General features: G+C 70.4%; 13 protein-coding genes, 3 pseudogenes and 1 riboswitch. Of the genes and pseudogenes, 10 read left to right on the top strand and 6 right to left on the bottom strand.

The genetic code is table 11. The features are described from left to right. Positions 1 to 66 precede the first annotated feature (66 nt). Together AB0M62_RS14285 and AB0M62_RS14280 are read left to right on the top strand one after the other, a co-directional pair. The gene (locus tag AB0M62_RS14285) at positions 67 to 1,212 is read left to right on the top strand and encodes an 8-amino-7-oxononanoate synthase (RefSeq protein WP_366074460.1); all 1,146 of its coding nucleotides are present in this window, start codon (positions 67 to 69) and stop codon (positions 1,210 to 1,212) included. Positions 1,213 to 1,679: 467 nt separating this feature from the next. Beyond that, positions 1,680 to 2,150 carry an ATP-binding protein gene (locus AB0M62_RS14280; protein WP_366074459.1) on the top strand — a complete coding sequence of 157 codons (471 nt, stop codon included), beginning with the start codon at positions 1,680 to 1,682 and terminating at the stop codon, positions 2,148 to 2,150. Positions 2,151 to 2,276: 126 nt separating this feature from the next. Here AB0M62_RS14280 and AB0M62_RS14275 read toward each other — a convergent pair whose 3' ends face one another. The 3 genes from AB0M62_RS14275 to AB0M62_RS14265 all read right to left on the bottom strand — a co-directional run bounded on the left by AB0M62_RS14275 (position 2,277) and on the right by AB0M62_RS14265 (position 4,410). Continuing rightward, entirely contained in the window at positions 2,277 to 2,666 is a 390-nt protein-coding gene (locus AB0M62_RS14275; RefSeq protein WP_366074458.1) for a VOC family protein, read from the bottom strand. Between the two features lie 84 nt (positions 2,667 to 2,750). After that, the gene (locus AB0M62_RS14270; RefSeq protein ID WP_366074457.1) at positions 2,751 to 3,227 is read right to left on the bottom strand and encodes a C40 family peptidase; all 477 of its coding nucleotides are present in this window, start codon (positions 3,225 to 3,227) and stop codon (positions 2,751 to 2,753) included. A gap of 3 nt (positions 3,228 to 3,230) precedes the next feature. Next, positions 3,231 to 3,413: riboswitch (cyclic di-AMP (ydaO/yuaA leader) on the bottom strand. Between the two features lie 361 nt (positions 3,414 to 3,774). Beyond that, complete coding sequence (locus tag AB0M62_RS14265; RefSeq protein ID WP_366074625.1) at positions 3,775 to 4,410, bottom strand: ATP-dependent Clp protease proteolytic subunit; 636 nt, start codon at positions 4,408 to 4,410, stop codon at positions 3,775 to 3,777. A 144-nt stretch (positions 4,411 to 4,554) separates the two neighbouring features. Here AB0M62_RS14265 and AB0M62_RS14260 point away from each other — a divergent pair, with 144 nt between their 5' ends. Beyond that, a complete protein-coding gene (locus tag AB0M62_RS14260; protein ID WP_366074456.1) occupies positions 4,555 to 4,857 on the top strand; it encodes a type II toxin-antitoxin system Phd/YefM family antitoxin in 303 nt (100 codons plus the stop codon). 251 nt (positions 4,858 to 5,108) lie between these two features. Here the strand turns inward: AB0M62_RS14260 and AB0M62_RS14255 are convergent. Next, positions 5,109 to 5,450, bottom strand: a pseudogene (locus AB0M62_RS14255) (ABC transporter permease); the annotation flags it as partial. Between the two features lie 348 nt (positions 5,451 to 5,798). Here AB0M62_RS14255 and AB0M62_RS14250 point away from each other — a divergent pair. The 7 genes and pseudogenes from AB0M62_RS14250 to AB0M62_RS14220 all read left to right on the top strand — a co-directional run bounded on the left by AB0M62_RS14250 (position 5,799) and on the right by AB0M62_RS14220 (position 12,241). After that, a complete protein-coding gene (locus AB0M62_RS14250; protein WP_366074455.1) occupies positions 5,799 to 6,101 on the top strand; it encodes an urease subunit gamma in 303 nt (100 codons plus the stop codon). 13 nt (positions 6,102 to 6,114) lie between these two features. Continuing rightward, positions 6,115 to 6,420 (top strand): annotated as a pseudogene (locus AB0M62_RS14245) (urease subunit beta); the annotation flags it as partial. 115 nt (positions 6,421 to 6,535) lie between these two features. After that, positions 6,536 to 8,257 carry an urease subunit alpha gene (locus tag AB0M62_RS14240; RefSeq protein ID WP_366074454.1) on the top strand — a complete coding sequence of 574 codons (1,722 nt, stop codon included), beginning with the start codon at positions 6,536 to 6,538 and terminating at the stop codon, positions 8,255 to 8,257. A gap of 12 nt (positions 8,258 to 8,269) precedes the next feature. After that, positions 8,270 to 8,971 (top strand): urease accessory UreF family protein, encoded by a 702-nt coding sequence (locus AB0M62_RS14235; RefSeq protein WP_366074453.1) that lies wholly within the window; start codon positions 8,270 to 8,272, stop codon positions 8,969 to 8,971. 29 nt (positions 8,972 to 9,000) lie between these two features. Continuing rightward, positions 9,001 to 9,693, top strand: coding sequence for an urease accessory protein UreG (gene ureG / locus AB0M62_RS14230; RefSeq protein WP_366074452.1), 693 nt, complete (start codon positions 9,001 to 9,003; stop codon positions 9,691 to 9,693). Continuing rightward, on the top strand, positions 9,690 to 10,502 hold the full coding sequence (locus tag AB0M62_RS14225; protein WP_366074451.1) for an urease accessory protein UreD: 813 nt from the start codon (positions 9,690 to 9,692) through the stop codon (positions 10,500 to 10,502). The genes ureG and AB0M62_RS14225 overlap by 4 nt, the downstream gene beginning before the upstream one ends. Before the next feature lie 167 nt (positions 10,503 to 10,669). Next, positions 10,670 to 12,241, top strand: a complete 1,572-nt coding sequence (locus AB0M62_RS14220; protein WP_366074624.1) for an alpha/beta hydrolase — start codon at positions 10,670 to 10,672, stop codon at positions 12,239 to 12,241. 55 nt (positions 12,242 to 12,296) lie between these two features. Here AB0M62_RS14220 and AB0M62_RS14215 read toward each other — a convergent pair. Both AB0M62_RS14215 and AB0M62_RS14210 read right to left on the bottom strand, forming a co-directional pair. Continuing rightward, positions 12,297 to 12,488 (bottom strand): annotated as a pseudogene (locus tag AB0M62_RS14215) (YbaK/prolyl-tRNA synthetase associated domain-containing protein); the annotation flags it as partial. Between the two features lie 61 nt (positions 12,489 to 12,549). Then, positions 12,550 to 13,605, bottom strand: coding sequence for an NAD-dependent epimerase/dehydratase family protein (locus AB0M62_RS14210; RefSeq protein WP_366074450.1), 1,056 nt, complete (start codon positions 13,603 to 13,605; stop codon positions 12,550 to 12,552). Positions 13,606 to 13,656: the final 51 nt, after the last annotated feature.

The following is a 13,656-nucleotide window of genomic DNA, read 5'->3' as shown; positions in this document are numbered from 1 at the left end:
ACACCCTGACCACAGACCGGGCCCGTTAGGGTCTGTCGACAGCCCACAAACCGCGAGGACTCATCCATGCCCCAGGACGTGTTCGACTGGATCGACGAAGCGGCGCGCGAGCGCGACCGGGCCGGACTCGTCCGCACCCTACGTCCCCGCCCCGCCGAGTCCGCGCTTCTCGACCTGGCGAGCAACGACTACCTGGGCCTCGCGCACCGCCCCGAGATCACCGAGGCGGCGGCCGGGGCGGCCCGCCGCTGGGGGGCCGGGGCAACCGGTTCGCGGCTGGTGACCGGTTCCACCGAACTGCATGCCTCGCTGGAGCGGGAGCTCGCGGAGTTCTGCGGTTTCGAGGCCGCTCTCGTGCTGTCCTCCGGATACGCGGCCAACCTCGCCGCGGTCACCGCGCTGACCGGGCGCGGCGCGCTCATCGTCTCGGACGCCGGCAACCACGCGTCCATCGTGGACGGATGCCGGCTCTCACGCGCGGAGACGGCCGTCGTCCCGCACTCCGACCCCGACGCCGTGCGTAAGACGCTCGAGGCGCACCCCGGCCGGGCCCTCACCGTGACCGACTCGGTTTTCTCCGTCGACGGTGACGCGGCGCCGCTGCGCGAGCACGCCGCGGCCTGCCGCGACCACGGTGCAGCGCTGCTGGTCGACGACGCCCACGGCCTCGGTGTTCTCGGCGAGGGCGGCAGGGGTGCCTTGGACGCCGCCGGCCTGGCGGGCGCGGACGGAGTGGTGGCGACTCTGACCCTCTCCAAGTCGCTGGGCAGCCAGGGCGGGGCGGTACTCGGCCCCGCCAAGGTCATCGACCATCTGGTCAACACCGCGCGGACCTTCATTTTCGACACCGGACTCGCCCCGGCGGCGGCCGGGGCGGCGCTGGAGAGTCTGCGACTGCTACGTCGCGAACCCCAACTGGCCTCGCGTGCACGCACGGTGGCGACCACCCTGTACGACCGGCTGACCGCCGCGGGGCTGACCGCGGCGAAGCCGGACGCCGCGGTCGTGTCGGTACGGGCCCCGTCGCCCGGGGCCGCACTGCGATGGGCGGCCGACTGCCGGGCGGCGGGCCTGTTCGTGGGCTGCTTCCGGCCGCCTTCGGTACCGGACGGGATCTCGCGGCTGCGACTGACCGCGCGCGCCGATCTGACTGAAGGGCAGATCACGCAGGCGGTCACCACCATCCTGGCAACCGCACCGACCGTTGGGTGAGTGTCTCAACTCCCCTGTCCATGCGTGTCGTTGAGCAGATAGCTGAGGAAGGCCGGCCCTGGTCACCGCCCGCGCGCAGACCTCGGCCCGCAAAATCCGGGGCATCACGGGGAGTTCCACGGCACGCGGCGTACGCGCCTCCGTCGGCGGTCTCGCCGCTGGTCAGCCCCACCCGGTCGCGCAGGGCGCGCAGCTCCTCGCCGAGCTTGCGTCGGCGCACAGCGGGCCCGTGCTGCTTCCCTGCCTCCCTCCGGTCGCGCGCCGACGGGTAGGGTGCCGCCCAAATACGGTATTCCGTAGCAGAGTTCACCGCTTCGAGCGACAGATATATGCATAACCTGGTGGATCGCCACCCGTGACGGCGGCAGGAGTGGCACGCTGGCGCGAAGCACGTAACCGAGGCCGTCTTCGAGTTTATCCGCCACGAGTCTTCAGTCCGGCCCCGGTGGGAAAGGGACAGCGTCGCCATGGCAGACCATCAGGAAACATCCGTCACTCTGCCGAGCGATCCAGCCTCGGTCTCCGCCGCCCGGAGATACGTCGCCGACGTTCTCTCCACATGGGGCCTTCCCTCCGACGGGGACACCGCCGACACGGTACGGCTGATCGTCTCCGAGCTGGCGACCAACGCGGTGCAGCACACTTTCGGCCAGTCGCCCACCTTTACCGTGGATCTCCGGCTGGAGCGCGAGGAGGAGCTGTACATCGGTGTCACCGACAGTCATCCCCGCTGGCCGAAACGATTGCCCGCCGCCGTCCAGCAGGACAACGGCCGTGGCATGGTGATCATCCGCTGGCTGGCCGCCGAGTGCGGCGGCCGGCTGTCGGTCGCCCCCACCGAGGACGGCGGCAAGACGGTCTGGATCACCCTGCCCTGGACCACCGCTGTCCCGCAGCAGGAGCCGGTGCCGACCCCGGTCGCTCCGGAAAACGGCTGAGGTCCCTGGCGTGCCGGAAAGCCCGTCGGCCCCTGAGTCGCGCAGGAAGGTCAGGGCGTTGACCCGGTCCGGCCGGAGACAGGTCCGGCCGGTACCGGGATCAGTGAGGTGCGGTCCGCCGGGCTCTCACGCAAGCCCACGTTCCACGGCGCCGCGTTCCACACAGAATTCGTTGCCCTCCGGATCCGCCATCACGACCCAGCCGAGCCCGTCCTCGGTGCGCCGGTCGCTGACGACCGACGCACCGAGTCCGACGAGCCGCTCCACCTGTTCGTCCCGCGTGCCGGAGGGTGGCTGGATGTCCAGGTGGAGGCGGTTCTTGACGGTCTTGCCCTCCGGCACCCGGATGAAGAGCAGCCCGGGCACCCGGGGGTGCCCCGCATCGATGAGCACTTCGTCATCGCCCGGCTTGTCACCGTCGATCGCGAATCCGGTGACCGCGGACCAGAACTCGGCCTGGGCGTACGGATCGTGCGCGTCGAACGTGATGTGCCGTACCGGATTGAGAAACGACATGGGGTCCCCTCGGGCATGTGTGCGGTTCGTACCGCCGGGAGCGGTCAACGTACCGCTTGTCCGGGGGAGTTGCCGCACCAGCCGTCAGCGCACCCGGCCGTACCAGACGCTCTTGGTCCAGATCTTCTCCAGTCGCACTACCGCACCGGTCTTGGGGGAGTGCCAGATTTTGCCTTTACCCGCGTAGATTCCGACGTGGTAAACGCTCCTGCCGGAGTGGAAGAAGACCAGGTCGCCCTGTTGGCGCTTGGACGCGGCGATGTGGAGGGTCTTGTTGTACTGCTGCGCGGCGGTTCGCGGCAGCGACTTTCCGGCGCGCTTGTACGAGTAGAGAGTCAGCCCCGAGCAGTCGAACCGCTTCGGTCCGGCCGCTCCGTACTTGTACGGGGAGCCCTTCTTGGAGGCTGCCACCTTCAGGGCCTCCGCCGCGTACGACGGAGCGGCCTGGGCTTCCGACGCGGCGCCCGGCGCCAGCATCGTGCCGCCGACGGCGGCGAGGGTGAGCACCGATGCGGTGCCGGCCCGGGACAGCAATGACGGGACAGTGTTCTGCGCAGACATGCGCAACCCTTCGTCAGCCGCCTGTGAAGGATGACCTGTCGGGTTCGGGCTGGCGAAGTTGCCCGGCCGCCGGTGACGGCTTCACCCCGAGGGATGACCATGTTCGGTCACCCCGTTGCACTTGGGTCCTCCACTCCTGCCGATCCACTCTTGTCGACCAGGCATCCGGGACGGCGGCAGGACTCGGCGTCCGCCCGGACCGCCCCGCCGCGGCGGCGGGGGCTTGTCGTCCCAGGGATCTTGACTCATAACTGCCCGAAAATCCGAGCGGAAGCGGCCTCATGTGGGGTTCCTCACCACTACCCCGTTCGGGTGGACGGGGGTGTTTTCTACCTCCGGCGTGAGGGCCCAAGTAGGCCTGGACCAGCAGCGGAACGATAAATTCCACCCCTGCCGTAGGCACGTTGCGCAAGTCGGATGGTCTCTCCGGCTCTTCGTCAACTAAGCCGAACGGAGTATCGATTCCCGTACTCCATACGTGTCTTTCGGCGAGTCGTTCCCCAAGTCACCTCGGCCGGACGGTCGGAGTGCGGGTGTCACCTCGCCCTCACCTCGTGCCGGGGGCCGTTGAGGAGCCCTTGCGGCTGTGCACGATCCGGTCCACGAGGCCGTACGCCCGCGCTCCTTCGGCGTCGAGGATCTTGTCGCGCTCGATGTCCGCCGAGATCCGTTCCGTGCTCCGACCGGTGTGTCGTACGAGCATCCGGGTGAGCATCTCGCGTACTCGCAGCAGTTCCTGGGCCTGGATCTCCAGGTCCGAGGGCTGCCCTCGCACCGGCTCCGGAATGGCCGGCTGGTCGATGACCACGCGGGCGCCCGGCAGGGCCAGTCGCTTGCCCGGCGTGCCGGCCGCCAGGAGCACGGCGGCGGAGGAGACGGCCTGCCCCAGGCAGATCGTCTCCACGTCGCAGGTGACGAACTGCATGGTGTCGTAGATCGCGGACATCGCCGCGTAGGAGCCGCCGGGGGAGTTGATGTAGAGCGAGATGTCCCGGTCGGGCGCCGCGTGCTCCAGGTACATGAACTGGGCGACCACGTCGGTGGCCGCTGTGTCGTCGATCGGCGTTCCGACGAAGACGATGCGCTCGCCCAGCAGCTTGGAGTAGGGGTCGAGAGTGCGGGTGCCGCTTGGGGTGCGCTCGGTGAACTCGGGCAGGACGTGGCGGGCGGTGGGCCGGCTCATGGCGTTCCTCTCGTACTGCGGCTCGTACTGCGGCTCGTACTGCGGCAACGGCTCATGCGGGTCGCACCGCGAATCGCGCTGCGGATCGCACAGGGGAGACCTGCAAAAAATGTACAGGACGTACATTCCCTTAGAATGGGGAGCATGGCCTACGAGATTCCGGTGACGCAAGCCCGAGCAGAGCTCGCCGAACTGATCAACCGCGTCGTCTACGGCGGCGAGCGTGTCGTGGTGACGCGTCACGGAAAGCCCTTGGTGGCGCTTGTTTCCGCTGCTGACCTGCAACGACTCGAATCCGCGGCCGAGTCGGCGGAGGAGTCGGTGGTCAGTTCCGTCTCCTCGATCCACTCGCTGACGTCCGCTCCGGGCGAACGGCGCCGCTTCGGTATCGCGGCTGAGCACCACGACCCCGGCGTCGGCGATCGTCCTGCGGGCCACGAGAACTGACGAGGTGAAAGAGTCGAACAGAGGGCTGTTGCGGCCAGTGCAAAAATGGCCGTGCGCCCCCGTCCGCTACTGCGGGGACGTACGGCCGTCTCGGTGCGACGGAGGAGTGGCTACCCCACGAGGGCGGGGTTCTGTGCCGCGGCCGGATCCGCCTCGGCCGTCCGGCGGCCGCGCCGTCCAGTCAGCGCCACCGCGGTCAGGCCGAGCAGAGTCCAGAGCGCGAGGACGAGGGCCGGGGCGCCGGCCGCCTCGACCTGAGTGCCGGCCGGTGCCCCAGCGGTGACAGCTTCGCGCAGCAGCCCTGCGACCACAGGGCTCGCGGCGGAGGCGGTCAGCAGCTGCGGCCCCTGCGGGGTGACGACGATCGCTCCGTATACATCTCGGTTCTCGATCGCCGCGCGAGCGGACGCCGCGTCGTCGTAGCGGTGGACGTCGAAGGCTCCCTCGTGCTGCTCGAACCGCTCCTGGAGCGGAGCCGCGGCGGTGGCGGGGCCGGCGATGCCGAGCGGCAGATCCCGCGGCGCGATGCGGGCCGCGGGCCAGGCGAAGGCCCGGAGGGCAAGGGCGACGACCACCGGGACCAGCACAATCACGTGCTGCGCGAGGTGGACCTGTCGGCCGGGGTCGTCTACCGCTACTTCGGCAGCAAGGAGGAACTGATCGCGGCCATCGCGGAGGAGGCGTTCGGCAGGATTCGAAGCGCGCGTTCGAGAGCGCGGCCCGGCAGAGTCCGCCTCCTCCGCCGGACGAACTCAGGCGCTGTTCGGCAGCGTCAGCACCGAGGCACTCCAGGACGGGCTGCGCGCCCTGATGAGCATGGCTCCCCGAAACGTGAGTTAACGCGTTGGAAAAACGGGCGGCCTAATCTGCGACGCCTGGCTGCGAGGCCGCCCACCGGCGCGCCTTCGTCGACCCTTGCCAGGATCGCAGGAGGTGGAGCCGTGCAACTGACCCCGCACGAGCAGGAGAGGCTGCTCATCCACGTGGCCGCGGACGTGGCCGAGAAGCGAAAAGCGCGTGGGCTCCGGCTGAACCACCCCGAGGCGATCGCGCTGATCAGCTCGCACATCCTGGAGGGCGCTCGCGACGGACGTACCGTCGCGGAACTCATGTCCTCCGGGCGCAAGGTCCTCGCCCGTGACGACGTCATGGACGGGATCCCCGAGATGATCCACGACGTCCAGGTCGAGGCGACCTTCCCGGACGGGACCAAACTGGTCACCGTCCACGATCCGATCGTCTGACGGGAGCGCCACGATGATCCCGGGTGAAGTCCTCTACGCAGACGGGCCCGTGTCTCTCAATGAGGGACGGCCCGTCACCCGCCTGGCCGTGCTCAACGTCGCCGACCGGCCGGTCCAGGTCGGCTCCCACTACCACTTCGCCGAGGCCAACCCCGGCCTGGAGTTCGACCGGGCGGCCGCTCGCGGACTGCGGCTGGACATCGCCGCGGGCACCGCCGTGCGCTTCGAGCCGGGCATCCCGGTCGCGGTGGAACTCGTGCCCCTGGCCGGCCTTCGTACGGTCCCGGGCCTGCGAGGGGAGACGGGCGGGGCGCTCGATGTGAGCGCCGACCATGAGGCCGCCGGGCCGCAGGAGCCGGCGACGGCCACGCATCAGCGCCGAGCGGGCGACGGTGAGACACGCCGCTCCCGCGGCAAGGTGAACGGAGACGCAGGTGCGTGAACTGGACCGGGCCGTGTACGCCGATCTGTTCGGACCCACGACGGGCGACCGTATCCGGCTGGCCGACACCGATCTGCTCATCGAGATCGAGCAGGACCGGGCCGGCGGGCCCGGACTGGCTGGCGACGAGGCGGTCTTCGGCGGCGGCAAAGTCATCCGTGAGTCGATGGGGCAGGCCCGGACGACTCGCGCCGAGGGTGCCCCGGACACCGTGATCACCGGTGTGGTCGTTCTCGACCACTGGGGCATCGTCAAGGCCGACGTGGGCATGCGCGAGGGCAGGATCACCGGCATCGGCAAGGCCGGCAACCCGGACACCATGGACGGCGTGCACCCGGACCTGGTGATCGGTCCCGAGACCGAAATCATCGCGGGCAACGGGAAGATCCTCACCGCGGGCGCCGTCGACGCCCACGTCCACTTCATCTCCCCGACGCTCGTGGACGAGGCCCTCGCCTCCGGCGTCACCACCCTCGTCGGCGGCGGAACCGGACCCGCCGAGGGCACCAAGGCAACCACAGTCACCCCCGGTCCCTGGCACCTGGCCCGGATGTTCGCCGCGCTGGAGGCCCATCCGGTCAACATAGGGCTGCTCGGCAAGGGCAACACCATGTCCCGCGACGCCATGCACTCCCAACTGCGCGGCGGAGCGCTCGGGTTCAAGATCCACGAGGACTGGGGCTCGACCCCTGCCGTCATCGACGCCTGCCTCGGCGTCTGCGAGGAGACCGGCGCCCAGCTGGCCATCCATACGGACACCCTCAACGAGGCCGGTTTCGTCGGCGACACCCTCGCCGCCATCGCCGGCCGGACCATTCACGCGTACCACACCGAGGGAGCCGGCGGCGGGCACGCGCCGGACATCATCACCGTCGTCTCGGAGCCCAACGTGCTCCCGAGCTCCACCAATCCGACCCGCCCGCACACCGTCAACACCATCGAGGAACACCTCGACATGCTGATGGTCTGCCACCACCTCAACCCGGCCGTTCCGGAGGACCTCGCCTTCGCCGAGTCCCGGATCAGGCCCAGCACCATCGCGGCCGAGGACATCCTCCACGACCTGGGGGCAATCTCGATCATCTCCTCCGACTCGCAGGCCATGGGGCGAATCGGTGAGATCGTGCTGCGGACCTGGCAGACCGCGCACGTCATGAAGAGGAGACGAGGCGCCCTGCCGGGCGACGGACGCGCCGACAACAACCGGGCTCGTCGCTATGTCGCCAAATACACCATCAACCCGGCCGTCGCGCAGGGCCTCGACCACGAGATCGGCTCCGTGGAGACCGGCAAGCTCGCCGACCTGGTGTTGTGGGACCCGGCCTTCTTCGGGGTCCGGCCGCAGCTCGTGATCAAGGGCGGGCAGATCGCGTACGCGCAGATGGGCGACGCCAATGCCTCCATCCCCACTCCGCAGCCCGTACTGCCGCGCCCCATGTTCGGCGCGCACGGAAAGGCCCCGGCGGCCAACTCGTTCAACTTCGTCGCCCAGGCAGCTCTCGACGACGGACTGCCCGAACGGCTCGGGCTGGACAAGCGGTTCGTGGCGATCCTGAACACCCGCGGCGTCACCAAGGCCGACATGCGCAACAACGACGCCCGCCCCAGGGTGGAGGTCGACTCCGACACCTTCACGGTGACGATCGACGGCGATCCGGTCGAACCGGCCCCCGCGGCCGAACTCCCCATGGCCCAGCGCTACTTCCTCTTCTGAAAGCGGGTAGCCGTGACAACGAGCGAAGGCGGGTCCCGGACCGGCAGAGCCGCCCTGCTGGTCCTGGCCGACGGCCGGTTCCCGGCCGGCGGCCACGCCCATTCCGGCGGCGCCGAAGCCGCCGTGCGGGCCGGCCGGATCAGCGACGCCACGACCCTTGGGGAATTCTGCCGTGGCCGGCTCCACACCACCGGTCTCGTCTCCGCCGCCCTGGCCGCCGCTGCGGCCGTCGGGCTCGATCCGTTCGACCTGGACGCGGCCGCCGATGCCCGCACGCCCTCACCCGCGCTGCGCACCGCCGGCCGCCGCCTCGGGCGGCAGATGATGCGGGCCGCGCGGGCCGTCTGGCCGTCGCCCGAACTCGACGCCCTCGCGGCCGCCCTGCCGCGGGGAGCCCATCAGCCGGTCGTACTCGGCCTGGCCGCCCGCTGTGCCGGGCTCGGCCCCGAAGACGCCGCGCATGTCGTCGCGTACGAAACCGTCAGCGGCCCGGCGACCGCGACCGTACGCCTCCTGGGCCTCGACCCCTTCGACGCGGCCATGGTCCTTGCCCGGCTCACCTCCGAACTCGACGACATCGCCGCACGCGCGGCTACGGCTGCCCGCCTCGCACGGTCCGAGGGCACCGACGCGCTGCCCGCGGCCTCCGCACCCCTGCTGGAGATCAGCGCGGAACACCACGCGGCCTGGCCGGTCCGCCTCTTCGCCTCCTGACTCGCCCGAACGAAACACCGGAGTCCGCCATGCATCTCGACCACGCCGTCACCTACCCCGAGCGGCACACGCACAGCGCCGAGCCCGTCCGCCCGGGCGGGGGCCGGCGCGCGCTGCGCATCGGCCTCGGCGGCCCCGTCGGTTCGGGCAAGACCGCTACGGTGGCTGCCCTCTGCCGGCTCCTGCGCGACGAGGTTTCCATCGCCGTCGTCACCAACGACATCTACACCCGCGAGGACGCCGAGTTCCTGCTGCGCAACGCCGTCCTGCCGCCCGAACGCATCACCGCCGTCGAAACCGGGGCCTGCCCTCACACCGCCATCCGGGACGACATCTCCGCCAACCTCGAAGCGGTCGAGGACTTGGAGGAGACGGTGGGCCCGCTCGACCTGATCCTGGTCGAGTCCGGGGGAGACAACCTCACCGCCACCTTTTCCAAGGGCCTGGTCGACGCACAGATCTTCGTGATCGACGTCGCCGGCGGCGACGACATCCCGCGCAAGGGCGGCCCGGGCGTGACCACGTCCGACCTCCTCGTCGTCAACAAGACCGACCTCGCGCCGTACGTCGGATCCGACCTCGGCCGGATGGCCAGGGACGCCGCCGCCCAGCGTGGTGAACTCCCCGTCGCCTTCACCTCCCTGGCCGCCGACGACGGGATCGAGCCGGTCGGTGAATGGGTACGCCGACAGCTCGCGGCCTGGACCCGCGCTCACGCATGACCGCCCTCACCACCGCCACTGACAACGCCACCGAAGCCGCCGCCACCGCCCCGGCCACGGGAATCACCGCATGCGCCCGGATCACCGCGCGCGCCGACGGCCGCGGCTCCACCGCACTGCCGGTCCTCGACGGGGACGGTCCGCTCGCGCTGCGGCGCGTCCGCTCCACCGGCCCCGGCGTCAAAGTCACCGTCATCGGTGCGATGAGCGCGCCGCTCGGCGGGGACCGGCTGGCCGTCGAGGCCGTCGCGGAGCCGGGTGCGCGGCTGCACGTCGCCTCGGCCGCCGCCACCATCGCCCTGCCCGGCCACGGCGGAGCCCCGGCCGGCTACGACGTCCGCCTCACCGTGGGCGAAGACGCCGAACTCCGCTGGCTGCCCGAGCAGTTGATCTCAGCCCACGGCAGTCACCTTCGTATGACGACCCGCGCCGAACTCGCTGCCACCGCACGGCTGATCCTGCGCGAGGAGCAGGTGCTCGGCCGCGCCGGTGAGCCGCCCGGCCGGCTGACCAGCCGCCTCACCGTGTACCGGGCCGGCCGCCCGCTCCTCGACCAGGAACTGTCCTACGGCCCCGGCGCACCGCGCGGCTGGGACGGCCCGGCCGTGCTCGGTGGCGGACGGGCCGTGGGCCAGCTCCTCGTTGTGGACCCCGCCTTCGCCGCCCGGATGCCGGAGGCGCGTGTCCTGGGGGAGCGGGCCGTCCTCACGCCGCTCGCAGGTCCCGCCGTTCTGGTGACCGCCGTCGCGGCGGACGCGCGGGAACTGCGCCAACTCCTGGATTCGGTAACGATTTTCGTCGGTTGGTAAAGAACAGCCGTACGACCTTTTGTCGGGCGCCCGCCGAACGAAAGGATCCCCCTGCAAGCGCAATGATCATTGCCGCCACGAGCGGCGGCGCACCATGCAGGGGGAGGTACCACTTGAGGCGCACAGCAGTGCTCGGCTCTGCCGGCACTCTGATAGCGGGCACGCTCATGGCGGGCGCGATAGCCGCCCCGCCGGCCAGTGCGGACGGCCGTCACCACGGCAATCCCGAGGCACGCGGCGTGAAGATCGCAGCCGACCGTGCGGCCAAGGCCGGCATCAACTGGAAGGCCTGTCCGGCCGACTGGGGGCTTGAAGCACCCATTCAGTGCGGCTGGGTCAAGGTTCCGCTCGACTACGCCAAGCCCAACGGGCGGCAGATCGAGATTGCCGTCGACCGGATCGGCAACACCGGCACGAAGAAGGAGCGCCAGGGCTCCCTGATCTACAACCCCGGCGGCCCCGGCGGTTCCGGCCTGCGCTTCCCGCGCCGGGTCACGACGAAGAGCCCGCTGTGGGTCAACACCTCGAAGGCGTACGACTTCGTGGGCTTCGACCCGCGCGGTGTCGGCCACTCCGCCCCGATCTCCTGCATTGACCCTCAGGAGTTCGTCAAGGCGCCGAAGCTCGACCCGGTGCCCGACAGCGAGGACGACAAGCGGGCACAGCGCAAGCTGGCCGCGGAGTACGCGGACGGCTGCAAGGAGCGCAGCGGCTGGATGCTGCCGCACATGACCACTCCGAACACCGCGCGCGACCTGGATGTCGTCCGGGCAGCCCTGGGCGAGCGGAAGCTCAACTTCCTGGGCGTTTCATACGGTACGTACATCGGCGGCGTCTACGCGACCCTGTTCCCGACGCATGTGCGCCGCATGATCGTCGACAGCGTGGTCAACCCCTCGAAGGAGAAGATCTGGTACGAGGCCAACCTCGACCAGGACGTCGCCTTCCAGATGCGGTGGAACGACTGGAAGGCCTGGGTCGCCAAGAACGACACCGCCTTCCACCTCGGGAACACCCCCGAACAGGTCGAGCAGCAGTGGCTGAAGCTGCGCGCCGCCGCGAAGAAGGACCCGATCGGCGGGGTCGTCGGTCCGGCCGAGCTCATCGGCTTCTTCCAGAGCGCGCCGTACTACGACTCCGCCTGGGTGCCCGTCGCCCAGACCTGGAGCGACTACGTGGCCGGGGACACGCAGGCGCTCGTGGACGCGGCGGGTCCCGACCTGACCGACAGCGCGGGCAACGCCGCCTCGGAGAACGGCAACGCCGTCTACACGGCGGTGGAGTGCGCGGACGCCAAGTGGCCCACCAGCTGGAAGAAGTGGGACCGGGACAACACCCGGCTCCACAAGGACCACCCGTTCATGACATGGGCCAACGCATGGCTGAACCTGCCGTGCGCCACCTGGCCCTCCCGGCAGCAGACCCCCCTCGACGTGAAGTCGGGCAAGAGCCTGCCGCCGGTGCTCATCGTGCAGGCCACCCGTGACGCCGCGACTCCGTACGAGGGCGCCGTCGAGCTGCACAAGCGCCTGAAGGGCTCGCGTCTGATCACGGAGAAGGACGCCGGCTCGCACGGTGTCACCAGCCTGCTCAACCCGTGCATCAACGAGCGGGTGGACGCCTATCTGCTCACCGGGAAGACGGACAGCCGCGACGTGACGTGCGCACCGCATGCCACGCCGAAGCCGGCCGCCGTGGCGGCCGCCACGGCGGCGGTCGACCTTCCGGCCGTCCCGTAGGGCGGTGAGGAGGGGGCGGCCGGGCACACCGGCCGTCCCCTCCTCCCTCCCGCGCCTACGAAATGGCGGCCGTCCGCGGTTCCGCGATCGCGGTGTAGTCGGCGGTGCGCAAGGCCAAGGAGCGGTCCAGGCGCGCAGCGTTGAAGAAGATCTCCTCGTGCTCCAGCAGTGCCGGGTCCACGACCAGTTCCAGCTCGGGGTCGAAGGAGAACGGCAGAATGGTCCCGCTCGCGCTCGCGGCCAGCCGCGGTCACCAGGTGTCTCCCAGCAGGATGTCTCGAAGGTCGTGGGCGCCGGCATGGGTGGGGCTACCGGGCCGGGTTCCGCCCCGCCAGCCACGCATCCTCCTCCGCGTAGTCGAAAAGATCCCCGTGCGGGTCGTACGCCTTCGCCATCGCGGGGAACGCCTCCCGCCAGTCCCGCCCTCGCATTTGCGCCGACAGCCAGTCGACGGTGGCCGGCAGCGATTCGGCGTATCCGGTGACCGGGGCGTAGCCCAACTCACGTTGCGCGGCGGACATGTCGTAGACGACGGAATGCTCCATGGTCCACGGTGTCGACCCGACCGTGCCCACCGGGGGAGCCCCGGCCACCAGTACCGTCTCACACTCCCAGCCCATCACGTCGTCGATCGCGGAACCGATCTCCGCCACCGAAGGCGCCTGCGGATCGGCCGCGTTGAGTACCCGGGACGCCGGCTTCAGTGCGGCGAGGCGTATCAACTCCGCGACATTGGAGGCGTGGACGGGGTGGAAGCGGCTGTTCCCGCCCCACGCCAGCACGCGTGTGCGCCGCCCGTCCAGCACCCGCTTGACGAAGAACAGCTCGCGCGGCGTGCGGCAGTGCGGTCCGTGAATCGCCCCCGCGCGCAGCAACGTCACCGGCAGCTGTTCACCGACCGCCAGCAAGTCCCGTTCCAGCCGCACTTTTCGCGTGCTGTAGGTCGCCTCTCCGGGCGCCACGGTTCGCTGTGTCTCCGCGATCGGCACCGGGTACCGGGGGGAGCCGTCCGGCTCCGCCTGTGTGTCGAAGCCGCGGCCCTGATCATCCTCGTACACGGCGCCGCTGGAGATGACGGCGGCCGAGCCGATCCGGTCCGCGAGGCCGGCCAGCTGAGCCGCATGGTCCCGTCCGTACGCGACCATGTCCACCAGCACGTCGGCGCCCTCGCCGAGTGCCGCGGCCAGCGCGCCGTCCTCATCCCGGTCCAGGCGTACGGTGCGTACCTCCGCGGGCCACGAGGCGTCCCGCACGCCGCCACGCGAGGCCGCTCGTACGTCCCATCCGTCCGCTGCCAGGGCGCGCACCGCAGCGCGCCCGACCTGCCCTGTGGCGCCCAGTACGAACGCGGTTCCCCTGCTCATGCCCGGGACACTACGCCGCCGGGCGAGCACCGCCGGGTGGGGTTCGCCCTG

Origin of the sequence: Streptomyces sp. NPDC051219, from assembly GCF_040682335.1 — a bacterium.
Lineage (GTDB): Bacteria > Actinomycetota > Actinomycetes > Streptomycetales > Streptomycetaceae > Streptomyces.
This window is presented reverse-complemented; position numbering and strand designations above follow the sequence as displayed.